Below are 15,287 nucleotides of genomic sequence, written 5' to 3' on the forward strand. Positions count from 1 at the left end.
CTCGAGTTTGACTCGAGCTTTTGTTTTTCTATTAGGAAGAAATCGTTAGTTATGCGTCAAGGATGCTTTCTAGCACATCGAATAACATATCGACTTCTTCTATTGTATTGTAATGCATACAACCAATTCGCACTACACCACCCGATTCTTCTAAACCAAGTTGACGAACTAAGCCCAACGCATAAAAGTGACCATTCCATACACAAATGTTATGTTCACCCAGTGTTTTCGCGATGAACTCTGGAGAATATCGGTCAAACGTTAGCGCAAAAGTTGGCGTGCGGAGTTGGCTATCTTCCTTTGCGATACCGAATAGATTGACACCATCTAATGCATTCAAACGCTGTAAGAAACGCTCACTCAAGCGCTGCTCATGTTGTTCATACAGTTGGTAGCTTTGCTCCAACCGTTGGCGAAGAGGTAAACCGACTTCACCAAATTGAGCCAGATACTCAACCGCAGAAACGACACCAGCAAGACCTTCAAAACTTTGCGTTCCTGTTTCAAATCGACCAGGGCCTATATTAGTGGCAGGCTCGACTTTGTAAGGGCGAATACTGTGGAGCCACTGATCGGCTATGTAAGCAATACCAACGTGCGGTCCGAAAAACTTGTAAGCTGAGCAAGCTAAAAAGTCACAACCTAACGCTTGAACATCAACCAAATGATGAGGCGCATAATGGACGGCATCCACATAAACTTGTGCCCCAACATTGTGCGCCATGCTGACTACTTGCTGTACATCCACAATAGAACCCGTCGTGTTCGATGCATAAGTCACAGCGACAAGGCGCGTTTTATCAGAAAGAAGGCGGCTTAAATGCTCCATATCCAGCGTACAATCTTCTTCGTTGATACGAACTTGATGAACCGTAACGCCTTTATCTTCTGCCGCTTGCTGCCAGCTGGATACATTTGAATAGTGATCCAAAGCGGAAACAATGATCTCATCTCCTGCTTGCCAATCTCGACTAATCGCGCGACTAAGCTGAAAGGTTAGTGAGGTCATATTGGCACCGAAGACAATATTGCCAGATGAAGGGGCATTAAGTAGCGCCTGAGCCGACTCACGCGCATTTTGCATTACGTCAACGGTCACTTGGCTAGAAAAATAATGCCCGCCTAAGTTAGCGTTGAAACGACCTAAATACCCAACCATGCTGTCTAGTACTGGTTGAGGCACTTGTGAGCCACCTGGACCATCAAAAAACGTCACGGGCTTGTCGTTGTGGTATTGAGCCAACGCCGGAAATTGCTCTCTGATCTGATTAAGATTGAAGTTCATTACGCTTATCCGTAGCAGTGAGTACAAATACATCCATATGGCCCGCTTCGTCATCAATAACAGAGCGGATTGGGCACGCGTTATGCCACAGCTTGCTATCAGCCAAGATTGCGACCTCTCCGGTTTCTAGCACTTTACGGAAAAATGGGGCTTGGTTATGGCTGCTGTACAGCATGATGTCGCCACCGATGATGTTATGGCGTCCCACACCAACCATTGCAATGTGATCAAAACCGTCTTGGTGCACACCTTCAGGTGCTACTTGGGTTTCTTCTTCCAGTGCCCTGATACGGATTTGGTGAATTTCTATTTCTTGACCGTTTGGCAGATGATTCGCATTGACAAACAATTCACACATTTCTCGAAATCCATCGCTGGTAAGAATATCCTTCTCAATTGGCTCGAATTGTCTTACAACATCACCTTGAAATCGGTTGATATCAGAGGATTGAACAAAGCTATTTTTATTTAAGTCGATGACTTTGCCGTTATCAAAACCAACCACAGAATAACGTCGTAGTCGATACTGACCATCTGCATGTTCGGTACGAGGCAGTTCTTCAAACGATGGGGAAAGCTGCTCAATTGCTGCCATGCTGAGCTGTGTTAAATGTAGAGTATTCTCACGTGAATGTAACATCATTTGCTCCTTTAATGAGGCACATTAATTAACATTTAATTTACACACTAGGTTACGCAAATATTCTGCAATTACCAGCTTTTAACGTTGATAGCTTCAACAAAACGACGAAAACAACATAACAAACCAAACCAAACCACAAAAACAGAGCCATGTTTCAGTTTTACGCTTTGACAATATTTGAAACTAGACTTCTCTACTACGAATAGAATTTTATGCTAGAAGTCAACGTTCTCAATCAATATTTAGTGGGTTCTAATCTATAACCAATTATTCGATCACAATCGTTGTTTATGCTTTTAAAGCACTAAGAATTTCCATACAATCGAGGGAAATGTTACGCCCTTTTTGGAGCCATAATGAGCGACGTAAAACACTGTAAATTATTAATTCTTGGTTCTGGTCCTGCAGGATACACAGCTGCCGTCTACGCAGCGCGTGCAAACTTAAACCCTGTGCTTGTGACGGGAATGCAACAAGGTGGTCAGCTAACCACCACAACTGAAGTTGAAAACTGGCCAGGCGATGCTGAGGGACTGACAGGTCCAGCATTGATGGATCGCATGAAAGAACACGCCGAGCGTTTCGAAACTGAAATCGTATTTGATCACATCAATGAAGTAGAGCTATCACAACGCCCATTTCGTTTAAAAGGCGACTCAGGTGAGTACACTTGTGATGCCTTGATCATATCTACCGGCGCATCAGCAAAATACCTTGGCCTTGAGTCTGAAGAAGCATTTAAAGGTCGCGGCGTTTCTGCTTGTGCAACCTGTGACGGTTTCTTCTACCGTAATCAGAAAGTTGCAGTTGTGGGCGGTGGTAACACGGCTGTTGAAGAAGCGCTATACCTATCTAACATTGCGTCAGAAGTTCACCTGATCCACCGCCGCGATTCATTCCGCGCAGAGAAGATCCTTGTGAAACGTCTGATGGATAAAGTTGAAAGCGGTAATATCGTTCTTCATACCGATCGCACTCTCGATGAAGTACTGGGTGACGATATGGGCGTAACGGGCGTCCGCATTAAAGACGTGAACAGCGGTGCGACAGAAGATATCGATGTAATGGGTGCATTCATCGCAATTGGCCACCAGCCAAACACACAAATCTTTGAAGGCCAAGTAGACATGAAAGATGGCTACATCATCGTTCAATCAGGTCTTGAAGGCAACGCAACACAAACTAGTATCGAAGGTGTATTTGCAGCTGGCGACGTAATGGACCACAACTACCGTCAAGCGATCACCTCTGCAGGTACAGGTTGTATGGCTGCATTAGATGCTGAACGTTTCTTAGACTCACTTGGTGACAAATAACTTTTCACATTTGTGTCATATCCTTAAAGCCCAGCGGTATTCCCGCTGGGTTTTCTTTTGTATACTACCGCCTCATTAAAACAATTATCATTAAGCCTTCACGATGGATAAGAAAAAGCAAAGCAGCTTGAATAAGTGGCTGAAGCAACAAAGTAAGTTAGCCAAGCGCTGGCTTATGATTGCGATAGGCCTAGGCGTACTTTCAAGCGTGTTTTTATTGGCTCAAGCAGCCCTGCTCGCCTCCATTCTGCACCAGTTAATCATTGACCAAGTCGACAAAGCCGACCTCATTTGGCATTTTGTTGGGCTCGGTGGCACGGTTATCGGTCGAGCTGCTTGTACCTGGGGTCGAGAGCTTGCCGGTTACCGTTGCGGGGAGCAAATTCGAGTTTATATTCGCCAACTCATTTTAGATAAAGTTCATAAACTTGGGCCAGCTTACATCAAAGGCAAACCTGCTGGCAGTTGGGCAACGCTCATCTTAGAGCAGGTAGAAGATATGCAAGATTTCTTCTCACGCTACTTGCCTCAAATGTCATTATCGGTACTAGTGCCTTTCATCATTTTGGTTGTCGTATTCCCAGTAAACTGGGCAGCAGGCTTGATCTTCCTGGTCACTGCACCACTAGTGCCTATTTTCATGGCACTGGTTGGGATGAAAGCCGCAGAAGCAAACCGTAAAAACTTTAAAGCGATGCAGCGTTTGTCGGGTCACTTTTATGACCGCTTGCAAGCAATGACAACCATTCGCTTATTCGATAGAACAAAATCTGAAACTGAGACGCTAAAGGGTGCTTCAGAAGTCTTTCGTACTCGTACCATGGACGTTCTGAAAATCGCGTTTCTGTCTTCTGCGGTGTTAGAGTTTTTCACTTCCATTTCTATCGCAATTACCGCCGTCTACTTTGGCTTTAGTTATATCGGGGAGCTGAACTTCGGCTACTACGGCACAGGTGTTACGCTCTTTGCTGGTTTGTTCATTCTGATTCTTGCTCCAGAGTTTTATCAGCCATTACGCGATTTGGGCACGTTCTATCATGCAAAACAGCAAGCGGTTGGCGCAGCAGAAAGCATTGTCGAGTTTCTGGATTTGGAAGTCGATCAAATCAAAGATGGTACCCAAGCGTTAGATAAAAACAGCCCTATCCATATTGAAGCGGACCAGTTAACCATTTTTAGTCCGGAAGGTAAGCAGCTCGCAGGTCCCCTATCCTTCTCTCTTGAAGCCAACAAAAGTACGGCTTTAGTTGGACCAAGTGGCGCAGGTAAAACAAGCTTGGTAAACACCATCCTCGGTTTCATGCCTTATCAAGGTAGCTTGAAGATTAATGGTTGTGAATTGTCGCAACTGGATCTAGCCACATGGCGAGAGGCAGTAAGCTGGATTGGTCAAAACCCGATGCTATTACACGGTAGCATTCGAGATAACATCACACTAGGTAAGCACACTATTCAGGATGCAGACGTACATTCTGTGTTGAATGACTCTCACGCTGCTGAATTTGTTGAAATGCATGGGTTGGATTATCCGATATCTGATCGTTCTGGTGGTTTATCTGTCGGCCAAGCGCAGCGTTTAGCACTGGCTCGCGCCATGCTACAAAATGGTCGTTTTTGGTTATTAGATGAACCAACCGCAAGCTTAGATGCTCGCAGTGAAAAACTCGTGATGGAAGGCATTAACAAGTATGCGCATGCCACAACGAATTTGATGATTACTCACCAACTTGCGCCTTTACAAAACGTATCGCAAATTCTTGTTATGCAGAACGGCCAGATTGTTCAACGTGGTGATTACGCCACACTGTCTACAGAAGATGGCTTATTTAAAGACATGTTGGAAGCGAACCTCGCACAACGTGAAACAGACAAGGGGAACTTAGATGCGTGATTTACTCCCTTATCTAAAACTCTATAAAAAACACTGGTTTGGTCTTTCGCTAGGTATGCTACTGGCATTTCTGACCTTAGCGGCGTCTATTGGCTTATTAACGCTATCAGGTTGGTTTATTTCAGCCGCAGCGGTGGCAGGCTTGACGGTTGCTCGTGAGACCTTCAACTACATGTTACCAGGTGCCGGGGTACGCGGCGCTGCAATGGCTCGAACCGCAGGTCGATGGGGAGAACGTGTCGTTAGCCACAATGCAACGTTCAAGCTGCTTACCGATCTACGTATCTTCTTCTTTAAGAAACTTGCACCACTGATTCCGGGTCGTGTTTCTACGATGCGTGATGCCGATCTGCTCAACCGCTTAGTAGCGGACGTAGATGCGATGGATCACGTATACCTTCGACTTATCAGCCCTGTCGTGATTGGTATTTTTGGCATATTGAGTTTAACGGCTGTCCTGGCGTTCTTTGATTGGCATCTCGCCCTACTGCTTGGTTCGATTCTTACCGTCATGTTGTTTGTATGGCCAGTGCTGTTCTATAAACTGGGTAAAAATAATGGCGAGAATCTCACTCATCATAAAGCGCAATTGCGAGTGGCGACACTGGACTGGCTTCAAGGCTACAGTGAACTGAGTATCTTTGGAGCAGAAGAACGTTATCGTAATCTCATTCTAGAGAAGCAGAAGCAGTTGCTGTCTAACCAATTTGTGAACGCGAATTTAACGGGCATGGCTTCAGGCCTGCTTATGCTGGTGAACGGCATTACACTGGTTGTGATGCTTTGGTTTGCTGCAGACGGCGTAGGTGGTCGTGCTCCTGATCCTTGGATTGCGCTGTTTGCGTTTGCAACCATGGCGAGCTTTGAGATTCTGATGCCTATCGCGAGCGCATTCCAGTATCTCGGTCAAACGTTGACTTCTGCTCGTCGTTTAAATGAAGTAATTTTGGCTGAACCTGACGTCGCCTTCCCTGAGCAGTCGAAACATAAAGACACAACGTTAGACATTGAATTCGACAGCATTGATTTCACTTACCCTGACGGTCAGCAAAAGGTGCTGAAAGACTTGTCACTCTCACTACCGTTGGGCACTAAAACAGCCATTGTAGGTCAAACAGGTTCTGGTAAATCAACACTGATTCAGCTTCTTTGCCGCTACTGGGATGTTAACCAAGGTGAAGTTCGAATCGGTGGTACAAAACTGCAAGATTGGAGCGAGTCGGACCTGCGAGCAGCAATGACTGTGGTCAGTCAACGCGTAGATGTACTAAACGGGACACTACGTGACAACTTACTCATGGCCGCTCCGGATGCAAGTGATGAGCAACTGTCTACTATTTTACAAAAAGTCGAGCTTGGCGGACTTCTTGAAGAGCCGGGGTTAGACGCTTGGTTAGGCGACGGCGGTCGTCAGTTATCTGGTGGTGAGAAACGTCGAATCGGTATTGCTCGAGCATTGCTACGTGATGCCCCAATCCTACTCTTAGATGAACCGACTGAAGGCCTCGATAAGCGTACGGAACGAAAAGTGATGGCGCTTTTCAATGAACACTTTGCTAATAAGACAGTAGTATTCATTACACACCGACTGATAGAGCTAGAAAGTATGGATAGCATCTGTTTGATGGAACAAGGTGAGATCATCGAACAAGGCGACCATCCAACGCTACTCGCTCAAAAAGGTCGTTACTACCAGCTATTACAATCTCTATGATTCGATTTTCAGTGACGAAAAGGGCTCATCAAACGATGAGCCCTTTTGTTATTCCTGTATTATTAGTTACCTAATTAAGCACGTATACAGTGCTGATTTACCGACCAGATTTTTTGAGATAAGCCGCCATTTCATCTTCCGGAACCATGCCCCCACCTGTTGCCCAAACAAGATGTGTTGCGTTTTTGAGTTTTTCTTCGTCAAATTTCATTCGAGACTGATAAGCATGGTTATTCGAGACGTGCACTGCCCCAATCATACCGGCTAATGCAGAAGGCTCTAGATTAATACCTTCCAGTTCACTTAACTCACCCAAGTGGTGATACATACGAGCGTCATCAATGGTGTAAAAACCATCAAGTAGCCTTTCCATCGCTCTTCCGACAAATCCCGAGGCACGCCCGACTGCCAAACCATCAGCGGCGGTGATGTTATCGATACCCAAATCTTGTACCGAAATATCGTCATGCAAGCCTGTATGTACGCCCAACAGCATGCACGGGGAGTGCGTTGGCTCTGCGAAAATACAATGGACATGCTCGCCAAACGCTACCTTCAAGCCAAATGCCACGCCACCAGGCCCGCCGCCAACACCACAAGGAAGATAAACAAACAATGGATGATGCTCATCAACCACGATTCCCAAGTCATCAAACTGCTGCTTAAGACGCTCACCCGCAACAGAGTAACCTAGAAACAGCGTCCGTGAGTTTTCATCATCGATAAAGAAACAGTTGGGATCTTTTTCTGCCTCTTTACGACCTTGCGCGACAGCAATACCATAATCTTCTTGGTGCTCTACGACATTAACACCATGTGACCGGAGCTTATTTTTCTTCCATTCCCGCGCATCCGCAGACATGTGGACTGAAACTGAAAAACCCAGCTTCGCACTCATGATACCGATGGACATACCAAGATTGCCGGTTGAGCCAACTGCAATACTGTACTGCTTAAAAAACTGCCGAAACTCATTGCTGAACAATTTGCTGTAATCATCGCTTTCACAGAGCAAGCCAGCATCAAACGCCAACTTTTCTGCATGAGTGAGCACTTCATAAATACCACCTCTCGCTTTGATCGAACCAGAAATTGGCAAATGACTGTCTTTTTTGAGCATTAAACGGCCCAATATTGGCGTGTCGTATTGCTGCTCCAAACGCACTTTCATATTGGGAATATCCACCACTGGGGACTCAATAATGCCACGCGACGTTTCCGTTTCGGGAAACGCTTTCATCAAATAAGGCGCAAATCGTGCTAGCCGTTCACTCGCCGCTTGAATATCTTCTTCATCTAACCCGACATGAGGTAAGCCTTCCTCCAAGGAAGTGATATGGGGGTTAAACCAACAAACCTCTTCAAGATCAATAAGTGCTGCCAAGAGTGGGAACTGCTTAGTCAGCGCTTCAATATTTGCCTTGGTCATTTTACCTTCCTGGAATGATGTGAGTTGAGATAAACAAAAGCACCGCAATAGCGACGCTTTGGAGAACAACTATCAGTTTGAGCTTACGCGTAGTTTTTCTCAAACTCTTGCATGAAGTCTACTAACGCTTGAACGCCTTCAAGCGGCATTGCGTTATAAATGGATGCTCGCATACCACCAACTGCTCGGTGACCTTTTAGCGCTTTCAGCCCTTTAGAGTCTGCTAGCTCAAGGAAGGTTGCATCCAGTTCAGGCTTAGCAAGTTGAAATGGCACGTTCATCAAAGAACGGTTTGCTGAGTGCACGCCATTACGGTAGAAATCAGACTGATCGATGTAATCATACAGTAGCGCGGCTTTAGCGCGGTTCACTTGCTCAATCGCTTTTACTCCACCCTGTGCCTTCAGCCATTTGAAAACAAGACCAGACAAGTACCATGCAAATGTTGGTGGCGTGTTGAACATTGATTCTTTTTCTGCCAAAACAGTGTAATCCAAAATACTTGGTAGTACCTGCTTCGCCATACCTAATAAATCATCGCGCACGATAGCAATAGCAATGCCGGAAGGACCAATATTTTTCTGAGCGCCCGCGTAAATCACACCGTATTTAGACACATCGATTTCACGAGAAAGAATTGTCGAAGACATGTCAGCAACAATCGGTTTGTCGGTGATAGGAAGATCGTTAATCTCAATACCATCAATGGTCTCATTTGGACAGAAGTGAACGTAAGCCGCTTCTGGAGCAATTTTCCATTCACTTGCAGGTAGAACCGCGACTTTCCCGTTGATTTCTGTTTTTGCATCAAACACGTCTGGTTCGCAGTATTTTTTCGCTTCAGCTACCGCGCTTTCAGCCCAATAACCACCATCGATGTAAGTTGCCGTATCGGCATCACCAAGTAAGTTTAGAGGAACAGCAGCAAACTGAGCACGAGCACCACCTTGGCAGAACAGCACTTTATAGTTGTCCGGAATATTCAGAAGATCACGTAAATCCTGCTCGGCTTCTTCTGCAACTTTGATGAACTCTTTGCTTCGGTGGCTGATTTCCATGACCGAAGTACCAAGGCCTTGCCAATCGATTAGTTCCTGTTGTGCTTGCTGCATAACTGCTTTAGGCAGACCTGCTGGTCCTGCACTGAAGTTAAATACGTTGTCCGTATTTTGTTCCATGATGCTCATTGCTCCTGCTATGTAAATATTACGAAATTAATATCACGTTTTTGCAGTGATAAAAACAAGAAAAGAGGTCTTACGACCTCTTTTTAAAGACTAAGCGTTGAATTGGAACAAATTCGCAACAACACGAATTACTGTTGCTGCATCAAAGCAGGCATAAGTAGAGCCACCAATGGGAACTCATGCCCATTTTCGAACTTCAATTTGCCTTCACCAATTTCTGCTTTTAATTGATAACCGCCCTCTACTTTTTCGATCAACTCCATAATAAGGAGCTCATCAATCCCTTCTTGAATAAATGGGTAATGCGTTACTAATTCATCAGAGAAGTAAGTGCTAAGTTCACCAGTAGTGGCCGTCACCAACTTCATTGGATCTTGAGTAATATGCTTAGTACCTTCAGGGATGGATAGTTGCCACTCGTTGTGGAACTTGCCGTCACCGAACGCGAGTGAAAGCTCGTTCACGGATAAATCAAAACCTTTGCTAAACAGCGTATCGACATGCGGCAATAAATTCGCAATTTCCTGCTCATCTAACATAGGAGAGCTTTGATAGATAGACATAATTTGATCAAAAGACTGGCTATCCACATCTGCAATTGAGAAATCCAACTTAAAGTTATCGACATCCGTCCCATCAGTTAAACGTAGTTTCTTAGCATCTAGGTTTAATTGACTGTTCAGCTTATCACCAGACTCACTCATCGTAGTGTTACCACGGTAGCTCGCATTTTCAATCAAAAAGACAGGCGTTAAGTTCGCATCAACCACATCTAGCTTCTCTAGAGAGAAAGATTGCTCGCCTAACCAGTAGCCTTTTGCTTGCTTTCCTTTACCTTGCCCTGTCAATGCATTCAGATGAAGCTCTTCACCGTTTTCAAAATCCACTTGAACAGAAGGAACGGAAACTTGGTAATTGAGATCACCCAATACCGTAACATCACCTGTTACTTTTGCAGGGCTTGTAGAAACAGAAACACCTTGCGCTTCGTTACGATAATGCCAACTGTCTAGGTCGAGGATAAATGCTGTATTGCCATTTAGTTGAGTCTGGCTATGCATCGTGAGAGGCAAAAAGTCATTGTCCACCAATTTTGAATCTGCTGTTAGGCTTGTTAGACCGTGGCTAACATCACTGGTTACGTCAAACGTCGTTGGCATACCATCACGCCCTAACTGCGTTTTAAGCTCAGGATCAACAACTGAATAACGAGTCAGCACGACTGAAGACAAATAGCCACGCTGATACTCGACCACTTCGCCTTTAATCATTTCATCATTCATATTGGTAATACCATCTTCAATGATGGACTGACCAATTTGTCCGACAGCCAATGGCCAACACAGTGCTAATGAGATAGCACCACCAATGGCGCCGATTTTTTTAAGATTTTGCATAACGTCACTTATTAGATATTTTCGGTCAGTCTACCCCAAACCACCTGCGGAGAAAACATTGAGACAAATCAGACTATTGATGCTTATTCTAGTCCATTAATCAGGAATCATACTTGGCTCCCACTCATCATGTCCTTTTATTGTTAAAGTTTGCGTGGCTAAGTTTTAACCGGAGCTAAAACATCTGTGAATCGTTATGCTGTGTTGTGTCTCGACAACAACCCAATCAGTGCTGAACAGTTTCGATTGGAGCTGTCTGCCTTCTCAAGTAAGTTTGATATTTTTTCTGTCGAATCGATAGAAGAGGCTCAAAGCGCTTTAGAGTATCTAGAAGAAAGAGAACAGACTGTTGCTTTAGTTATAGCGAGCCATCACGCTCATTTTAACGGCGTGGATTTTCTTATTGGTTTAGACCGGATGCCACATACCGAGCAAGCAAGAAAAATTCTTATTAGCTGCTCGTCTGATATAGAGGCAATTCTCACTGCCGTTAATGAGGGCAGGCTCGACCACTGCCTCACTAAACCTTTGCCAGATCACGTCTTATTTAACACAGTGCAAAAAGAGCTGACCCAATTTATCTTGCGAAATGGCAAAGAAGACCTGCTAAGTTACAGTCAGATATTGGATCATCACAGCTTGTTGCGAGCGCACATCAATAACCAGATGAGCCATTATCAAGCCGGATTCTTACACGACTACCACTCGATGTCTGATGCCGAGTTAGCCGAGCAAGTGATCTCCGCTCTCCAGCAATTTTTTAAAGATAATGACGAAACAAGAGCGTGCCGTACATACTCACCTGAACACTTATTAACCGTGGAAGGCGAGCCAAATTGCTTTTTGTGGTTTATCACCGAAGGTGAAGTGGCTCTGTACAAGCGCGATGAGCAAGGCATGCAGCGAGAGGTTGTACGCCATAACAAAGGGAATATTGTCGGAGGCATGTCGTTTGTTACTGGGGAATGTTCTTTCTCGACAGCTCTGACACTAACCAAAACAGAAGTTATCAAACTCGATCGCAACGTATTCAATAAAGTGATGCAAAGCGACTCAAACTTACTGCCTCTTTTTACAAACTTGCTCTTACGCCACTTCAACCGCCGATTGCAAAGAAGCATCAACACCAAACTGCAACTTCAAAAAACGCTCGAATCTTTAGAATCAGCCCACCAGCAGCTCATTGAAAGAGAAAAAATGGCGATGCTTGGTCAATTGGTTGCGGGAGTGGCACACGAACTAAACAATCCAGTAGCCGCGATATTAAGGGGCGTAGAGAATTTAACGCATACGCTAGAACGATTACTTAACGATGCGCCCAGTTCCGATATACAAAGCAAAGGCATTGAATTACTGAGCAAAGCGCAAACCTCAAAACCCGCTTCAACCGCCGAGCTCAGATCACGCGTAAAAGCGCTTAGCCATACACTTCCAGACAGAGCATTAGCTAAGAAAGTGGTGAGCCTTGGTTTAGAATCCGATCGCGAGCTACTTACCCAACTAACGAGAAAGCAGCAAGCGTCTTATCATGCCCTCAATACACTTGAGCAATACCACAAAGCAGGTTCCACACTTCGCTCAATTAATGTCTGTGCAGCACGAATTGCTGATATGGTAAAAAGCCTGAAAGGATATGCTCGGTCAAATGATGAAACCCTGCACTATGCCGATATTCATGAGGGTATTGAAGACACCTTGGTGATTTTCGAGAACAAATTAAAAATGCACCAAGTTTCAACCGACTATGCAAACTTGCCTTCCATCCTTTGTCAACCGATCGCACTCCAACAGGTGTGGACGAACTTGGTCTCTAACGCCATTGACGCATTTCCTGAGAAAGGTGTGTTAAACATACAAACACGCCTTGTAGAAAAAGAGCATACACATTATGCCGTTATCTCATTTGAAGATAATGGATATGGTATTCCTGAGTCGCAAAGAGACGCCATTTTCGAGCTGAACTTCACCACAAAAAAAGAAGGTAATTTTGGCTTAGGCATTGGGCTGTCCATCTGCCAGCAAATCGTGACAGCACATAAGGGATGGATTGACGTCGAATCAGAGCTCGACAAGTTCACACGAATGACAGTCTGGTTACCAGTCATCGAAAAAGGAGATGAAACATGACCAAGTATCTAATTTTATGTGTCGATGACGAACGAGAAGTCTTGGATAGCGTGCTCCAAGATCTTGCTCCCTTTGAGGAGAACTTTGTCGTCGAAGGAGCGGAATCGGTGACTGAAGCTCGGCAAGTGATTGAGGAGATGGCGGAAGAAGAAGTTCAGCTTGCGCTCATTTTATGTGACCACATTATGCCGGAACAAACTGGGATCAGCTTCTTAATCGAACTCAGTCAAAATGGTGACACAAAAGCAGCGCGCAAAGTTTTACTCACAGGACAAGCTGGTTTGGAAGACACCGTAGAAGCCGTAAATAACGCGAGTCTTGATTATTACATTGCCAAACCTTGGAAAGGTGAAGCATTGAGAAAAGCAATCGTGTCTCAGCTTACCGCGTTTGTGATTGAGAATGATGATAACCTGCTATCCTGGACTCAAATCCTTGATTCTGAGGCAATCCTCAACGCCATGGCAGAAAGAAGAGCAAGCTTTGGCGAGTAATAAAGTGTTTGGTTCTAACTTGAACTCAACGATGCTCATTGCACCACCTAACCTCGCATAGTCGAATGAGGTTAGAAAAACATCGTTACTTGTCCGAGTGAAATTCTCGGACACTACGTATATGGCGTAGTTTTTGCTTAAACCAAGGAACTATTAAGTTAATTGACAAAACATCGACACATTTTTGTTGGTCGTGGACCTTCCTTTTTATTATGATGTCGGACAAATCAGATTACGGTTCAAGTGGTTGCTTGAATCCATGGAAATAATGAACAAGGTTTATCGTTAGTTATGCGTAAAACACTATTAGCCGCTGCCTTACTAGTGGCATCAAGCCATGCCCTAGCTGCAAACGATCGCAATGCGCCAGCAACTATGAGCAACTTTAGCTACGACTATTTCGAAGCACGTATTGGCGCAAGTCCTGTGACATTTGGTGCTGGATTCAGCAAATCAATTCACCCGAACGCGCATGTTATTGCTCGTATTGACTCTGAGTTTGAAAGTGATTTTGACTCAGCTGCAGGCTTTGGCTTCCATTCTCCGCTAAACAACTGGGCAGATCTTACTGGTGAAATGCTAATGCGCGTTGTGCAACCTTCGAATGAGAGCAGCACAGATGTTGGTATGGAGCTTAACTTAGGTGTTCGCCAATGGTTGGGCCCTCAATTAGAAGTAGGCGGCAAAGTCGGCTACGTTTCTATCGATAACGATGACGATTGGACTGGCTCTGCCTACGCTCGATTCCACTCAACAGAGCTTTTCTCTTTGGGTGCTGAAGCACGTATCAACGATTTTTACGGTGATCAGGTAATGTTCACTACGCGTTTTAAGTTTTAAGATTTGTGCTATAAGAAAAGAGCAAATTAAAAAAACAAAAACCGAGGTCTCTGCCTCGGTTTTTTTGTCTAATTTAATGACTAACTCAATGAAGTGGTAAAAAACTTCAACGTCCTTTTTCCGCTTTTCACACTTGCCTTTACGACCCGCTAACTCCATCGAAACGAGTCAATCATTGTGCGATCAGCTTCGCTTAGTCACACAGTGCCAATAACTGTTTTTTACGCGGCTCTTGGATCAGTTTCCAATGTACGCCATCAGTTGCACCAGCAAATTTCCACAGTAGCTTTACATCAACATCATTACCGTAAGCCGTTTTAACTTTGTTGAAGACTTTTACAGGTCCAAGTTCTAAAAAGGTTTCTACGTCATCAACACCGGCTTTCTTGACCATACGTTCAAGGGTTAGTTGCATGTTGGGTAAGTCTCTTAAGCGTCTACTGGCAGAGGACTTTTGATATTTCCGTTCCTTAATTGAGTATTCAATTGATTTCTGTACCAGTTCATCAAGCCCTACATATCCGGATTCGAATAAATCGGTTACATCATAATAATTTACGGTTGCCGTCGTCTGTTTTTTGACGTGCTTATACTTCTCACAGCTCAGTTGAGTAAACACTTCATCTAGCCCATTACCACCACGTAAGTAGCAGCAATCATTGCTGACAAGCGCAAACATAGCATCATCGGTGAATAAACCAATACCACCGAACATAGAACGTTTTTGGTACTCACTGAAGGTGCGTACATATTTAAAAAAAGCTTGGTCTGTCATGTCCATTGACCTCTTTAATCTGAATAAATTACCCCGATTAGCGATGTCACCAGATAAACAGCAGCTTATAGCGAATTATAAATGTCGATTTGTTGGCGATATTTTTGTGAGTTGTGCTCACCAACTTGCTTAATCATACTTAACGTTGAAAAATAAGTTAGGACATAGGTCACATATAAAAAAGTATAA

Annotated in this window: 12 protein-coding genes; 6 read left to right on the top strand and 6 right to left on the bottom strand. The window is 44.4% G+C overall.

Features of this window, described 5'->3' with window-relative positions; translation table 11 throughout:
• Positions 1-49 precede the first annotated feature (49 nt).
• Positions 50-1,285, bottom strand: a complete 1,236-nt coding sequence (locus R7P35_RS10970) for a cysteine desulfurase-like protein (RefSeq protein ID WP_005377986.1) — start codon at positions 1,283-1,285, stop codon at positions 50-52.
• The gene (locus R7P35_RS10975; RefSeq protein ID WP_005377989.1) at positions 1,269-1,925 is read right to left on the bottom strand and encodes a 2OG-Fe dioxygenase family protein; all 657 of its coding nucleotides are present in this window, start codon (positions 1,923-1,925) and stop codon (positions 1,269-1,271) included. The genes R7P35_RS10970 and R7P35_RS10975 overlap by 17 nt, the downstream gene beginning before the upstream one ends.
• A gap of 359 nt (positions 1,926-2,284) precedes the next feature.
• Between R7P35_RS10975 and trxB the strand changes: the two genes are divergently transcribed.
• From trxB to cydC, 3 genes are all read left to right on the top strand, one after another.
• Positions 2,285-3,244: a thioredoxin-disulfide reductase gene (trxB, locus tag R7P35_RS10980; protein ID WP_005377991.1), complete on the top strand. Its 960-nt coding sequence runs from the start codon at positions 2,285-2,287 to the stop codon at positions 3,242-3,244.
• 103 nt (positions 3,245-3,347) lie between these two features.
• Complete coding sequence (cydD, locus tag R7P35_RS10985; protein ID WP_213904721.1) at positions 3,348-5,135, top strand: heme ABC transporter permease/ATP-binding protein CydD; 1,788 nt, start codon at positions 3,348-3,350, stop codon at positions 5,133-5,135.
• Complete coding sequence (gene cydC / locus R7P35_RS10990) at positions 5,128-6,849, top strand: heme ABC transporter ATP-binding protein/permease CydC (protein ID WP_054576431.1); 1,722 nt, start codon at positions 5,128-5,130, stop codon at positions 6,847-6,849. Before cydD ends, cydC begins: the two co-directional genes overlap by 8 nt.
• Positions 6,850-6,946: 97 nt before the next feature.
• Here cydC and R7P35_RS10995 read toward each other — a convergent pair whose 3' ends face one another.
• The 3 genes from R7P35_RS10995 to R7P35_RS11005 all read right to left on the bottom strand — a co-directional run bounded on the left by R7P35_RS10995 (position 6,947) and on the right by R7P35_RS11005 (position 10,862).
• The gene (locus R7P35_RS10995; protein ID WP_213904722.1) at positions 6,947-8,278 is read right to left on the bottom strand and encodes a D-serine ammonia-lyase; all 1,332 of its coding nucleotides are present in this window, start codon (positions 8,276-8,278) and stop codon (positions 6,947-6,949) included.
• 83 nt (positions 8,279-8,361) lie between these two features.
• Complete coding sequence (gene serC, locus R7P35_RS11000; RefSeq protein ID WP_005378000.1) at positions 8,362-9,456, bottom strand: 3-phosphoserine/phosphohydroxythreonine transaminase; 1,095 nt, start codon at positions 9,454-9,456, stop codon at positions 8,362-8,364.
• Positions 9,457-9,593: 137 nt separating this feature from the next.
• Complete coding sequence (locus R7P35_RS11005) at positions 9,594-10,862, bottom strand: DUF945 family protein (RefSeq protein WP_318092083.1); 1,269 nt, start codon at positions 10,860-10,862, stop codon at positions 9,594-9,596.
• Positions 10,863-11,048: 186 nt separating this feature from the next.
• On the opposite strand from R7P35_RS11005, the gene R7P35_RS11010 reads away from it, so the two are divergent.
• From R7P35_RS11010 to R7P35_RS11020, 3 genes are all read left to right on the top strand, one after another.
• Entirely contained in the window at positions 11,049-12,989 is a 1,941-nt protein-coding gene (locus tag R7P35_RS11010) for an ATP-binding protein (RefSeq protein ID WP_054576429.1), read from the top strand.
• On the top strand, positions 12,986-13,483 hold the full coding sequence (locus tag R7P35_RS11015; protein WP_005378005.1) for a response regulator: 498 nt from the start codon (positions 12,986-12,988) through the stop codon (positions 13,481-13,483). The genes R7P35_RS11010 and R7P35_RS11015 overlap by 4 nt, the downstream gene beginning before the upstream one ends.
• A gap of 291 nt (positions 13,484-13,774) precedes the next feature.
• Positions 13,775-14,323, top strand: coding sequence for a hypothetical protein (locus tag R7P35_RS11020; RefSeq protein ID WP_005378006.1), 549 nt, complete (start codon positions 13,775-13,777; stop codon positions 14,321-14,323).
• A gap of 193 nt (positions 14,324-14,516) precedes the next feature.
• Here R7P35_RS11020 and R7P35_RS11025 read toward each other — a convergent pair whose 3' ends face one another.
• Entirely contained in the window at positions 14,517-15,104 is a 588-nt protein-coding gene (locus tag R7P35_RS11025; RefSeq protein ID WP_005378007.1) for a TfoX/Sxy family DNA transformation protein, read from the bottom strand.
• Between the last annotated feature and the right edge of the window lie 183 nt (positions 15,105-15,287).

This window comes from Vibrio sp. Vb0304, assembly GCF_033338995.1.
GTDB lineage: Bacteria > Pseudomonadota > Gammaproteobacteria > Enterobacterales > Vibrionaceae > Vibrio > Vibrio alginolyticus.

Excerpts from the sequence above, each read along its gene's own strand:
- R7P35_RS10995 (WP_213904722.1), bottom strand. The coding sequence starts at position 8,278 with ATGACCAAGGCAAATATTGAAGCGCTGACTAAGCAGTTCCCACTCTTG.
- R7P35_RS11015 (WP_005378005.1), top strand. The coding sequence starts at position 12,986 with ATGACCAAGTATCTAATTTTATGTGTCGATGACGAACGAGAAGTCTTG.
- cydC (WP_054576431.1), top strand. The coding sequence starts at position 5,128 with ATGCGTGATTTACTCCCTTATCTAAAACTCTATAAAAAACACTGGTTT.
- R7P35_RS11020 (WP_005378006.1), top strand. The coding sequence starts at position 13,775 with ATGCGTAAAACACTATTAGCCGCTGCCTTACTAGTGGCATCAAGCCAT.
- R7P35_RS11025 (WP_005378007.1), bottom strand. The coding sequence starts at position 15,104 with ATGGACATGACAGACCAAGCTTTTTTTAAATATGTACGCACCTTCAGT.
- R7P35_RS10975 (WP_005377989.1), bottom strand. The coding sequence starts at position 1,925 with ATGTTACATTCACGTGAGAATACTCTACATTTAACACAGCTCAGCATG.
- trxB (WP_005377991.1), top strand. The coding sequence starts at position 2,285 with ATGAGCGACGTAAAACACTGTAAATTATTAATTCTTGGTTCTGGTCCT.
- serC (WP_005378000.1), bottom strand. The coding sequence starts at position 9,456 with ATGGAACAAAATACGGACAACGTATTTAACTTCAGTGCAGGACCAGCA.
- R7P35_RS10970 (WP_005377986.1), bottom strand. The coding sequence starts at position 1,285 with ATGAACTTCAATCTTAATCAGATCAGAGAGCAATTTCCGGCGTTGGCT.
- cydD (WP_213904721.1), top strand. The coding sequence starts at position 3,348 with ATGGATAAGAAAAAGCAAAGCAGCTTGAATAAGTGGCTGAAGCAACAA.
- R7P35_RS11005 (WP_318092083.1), bottom strand. The coding sequence starts at position 10,862 with ATGCAAAATCTTAAAAAAATCGGCGCCATTGGTGGTGCTATCTCATTA.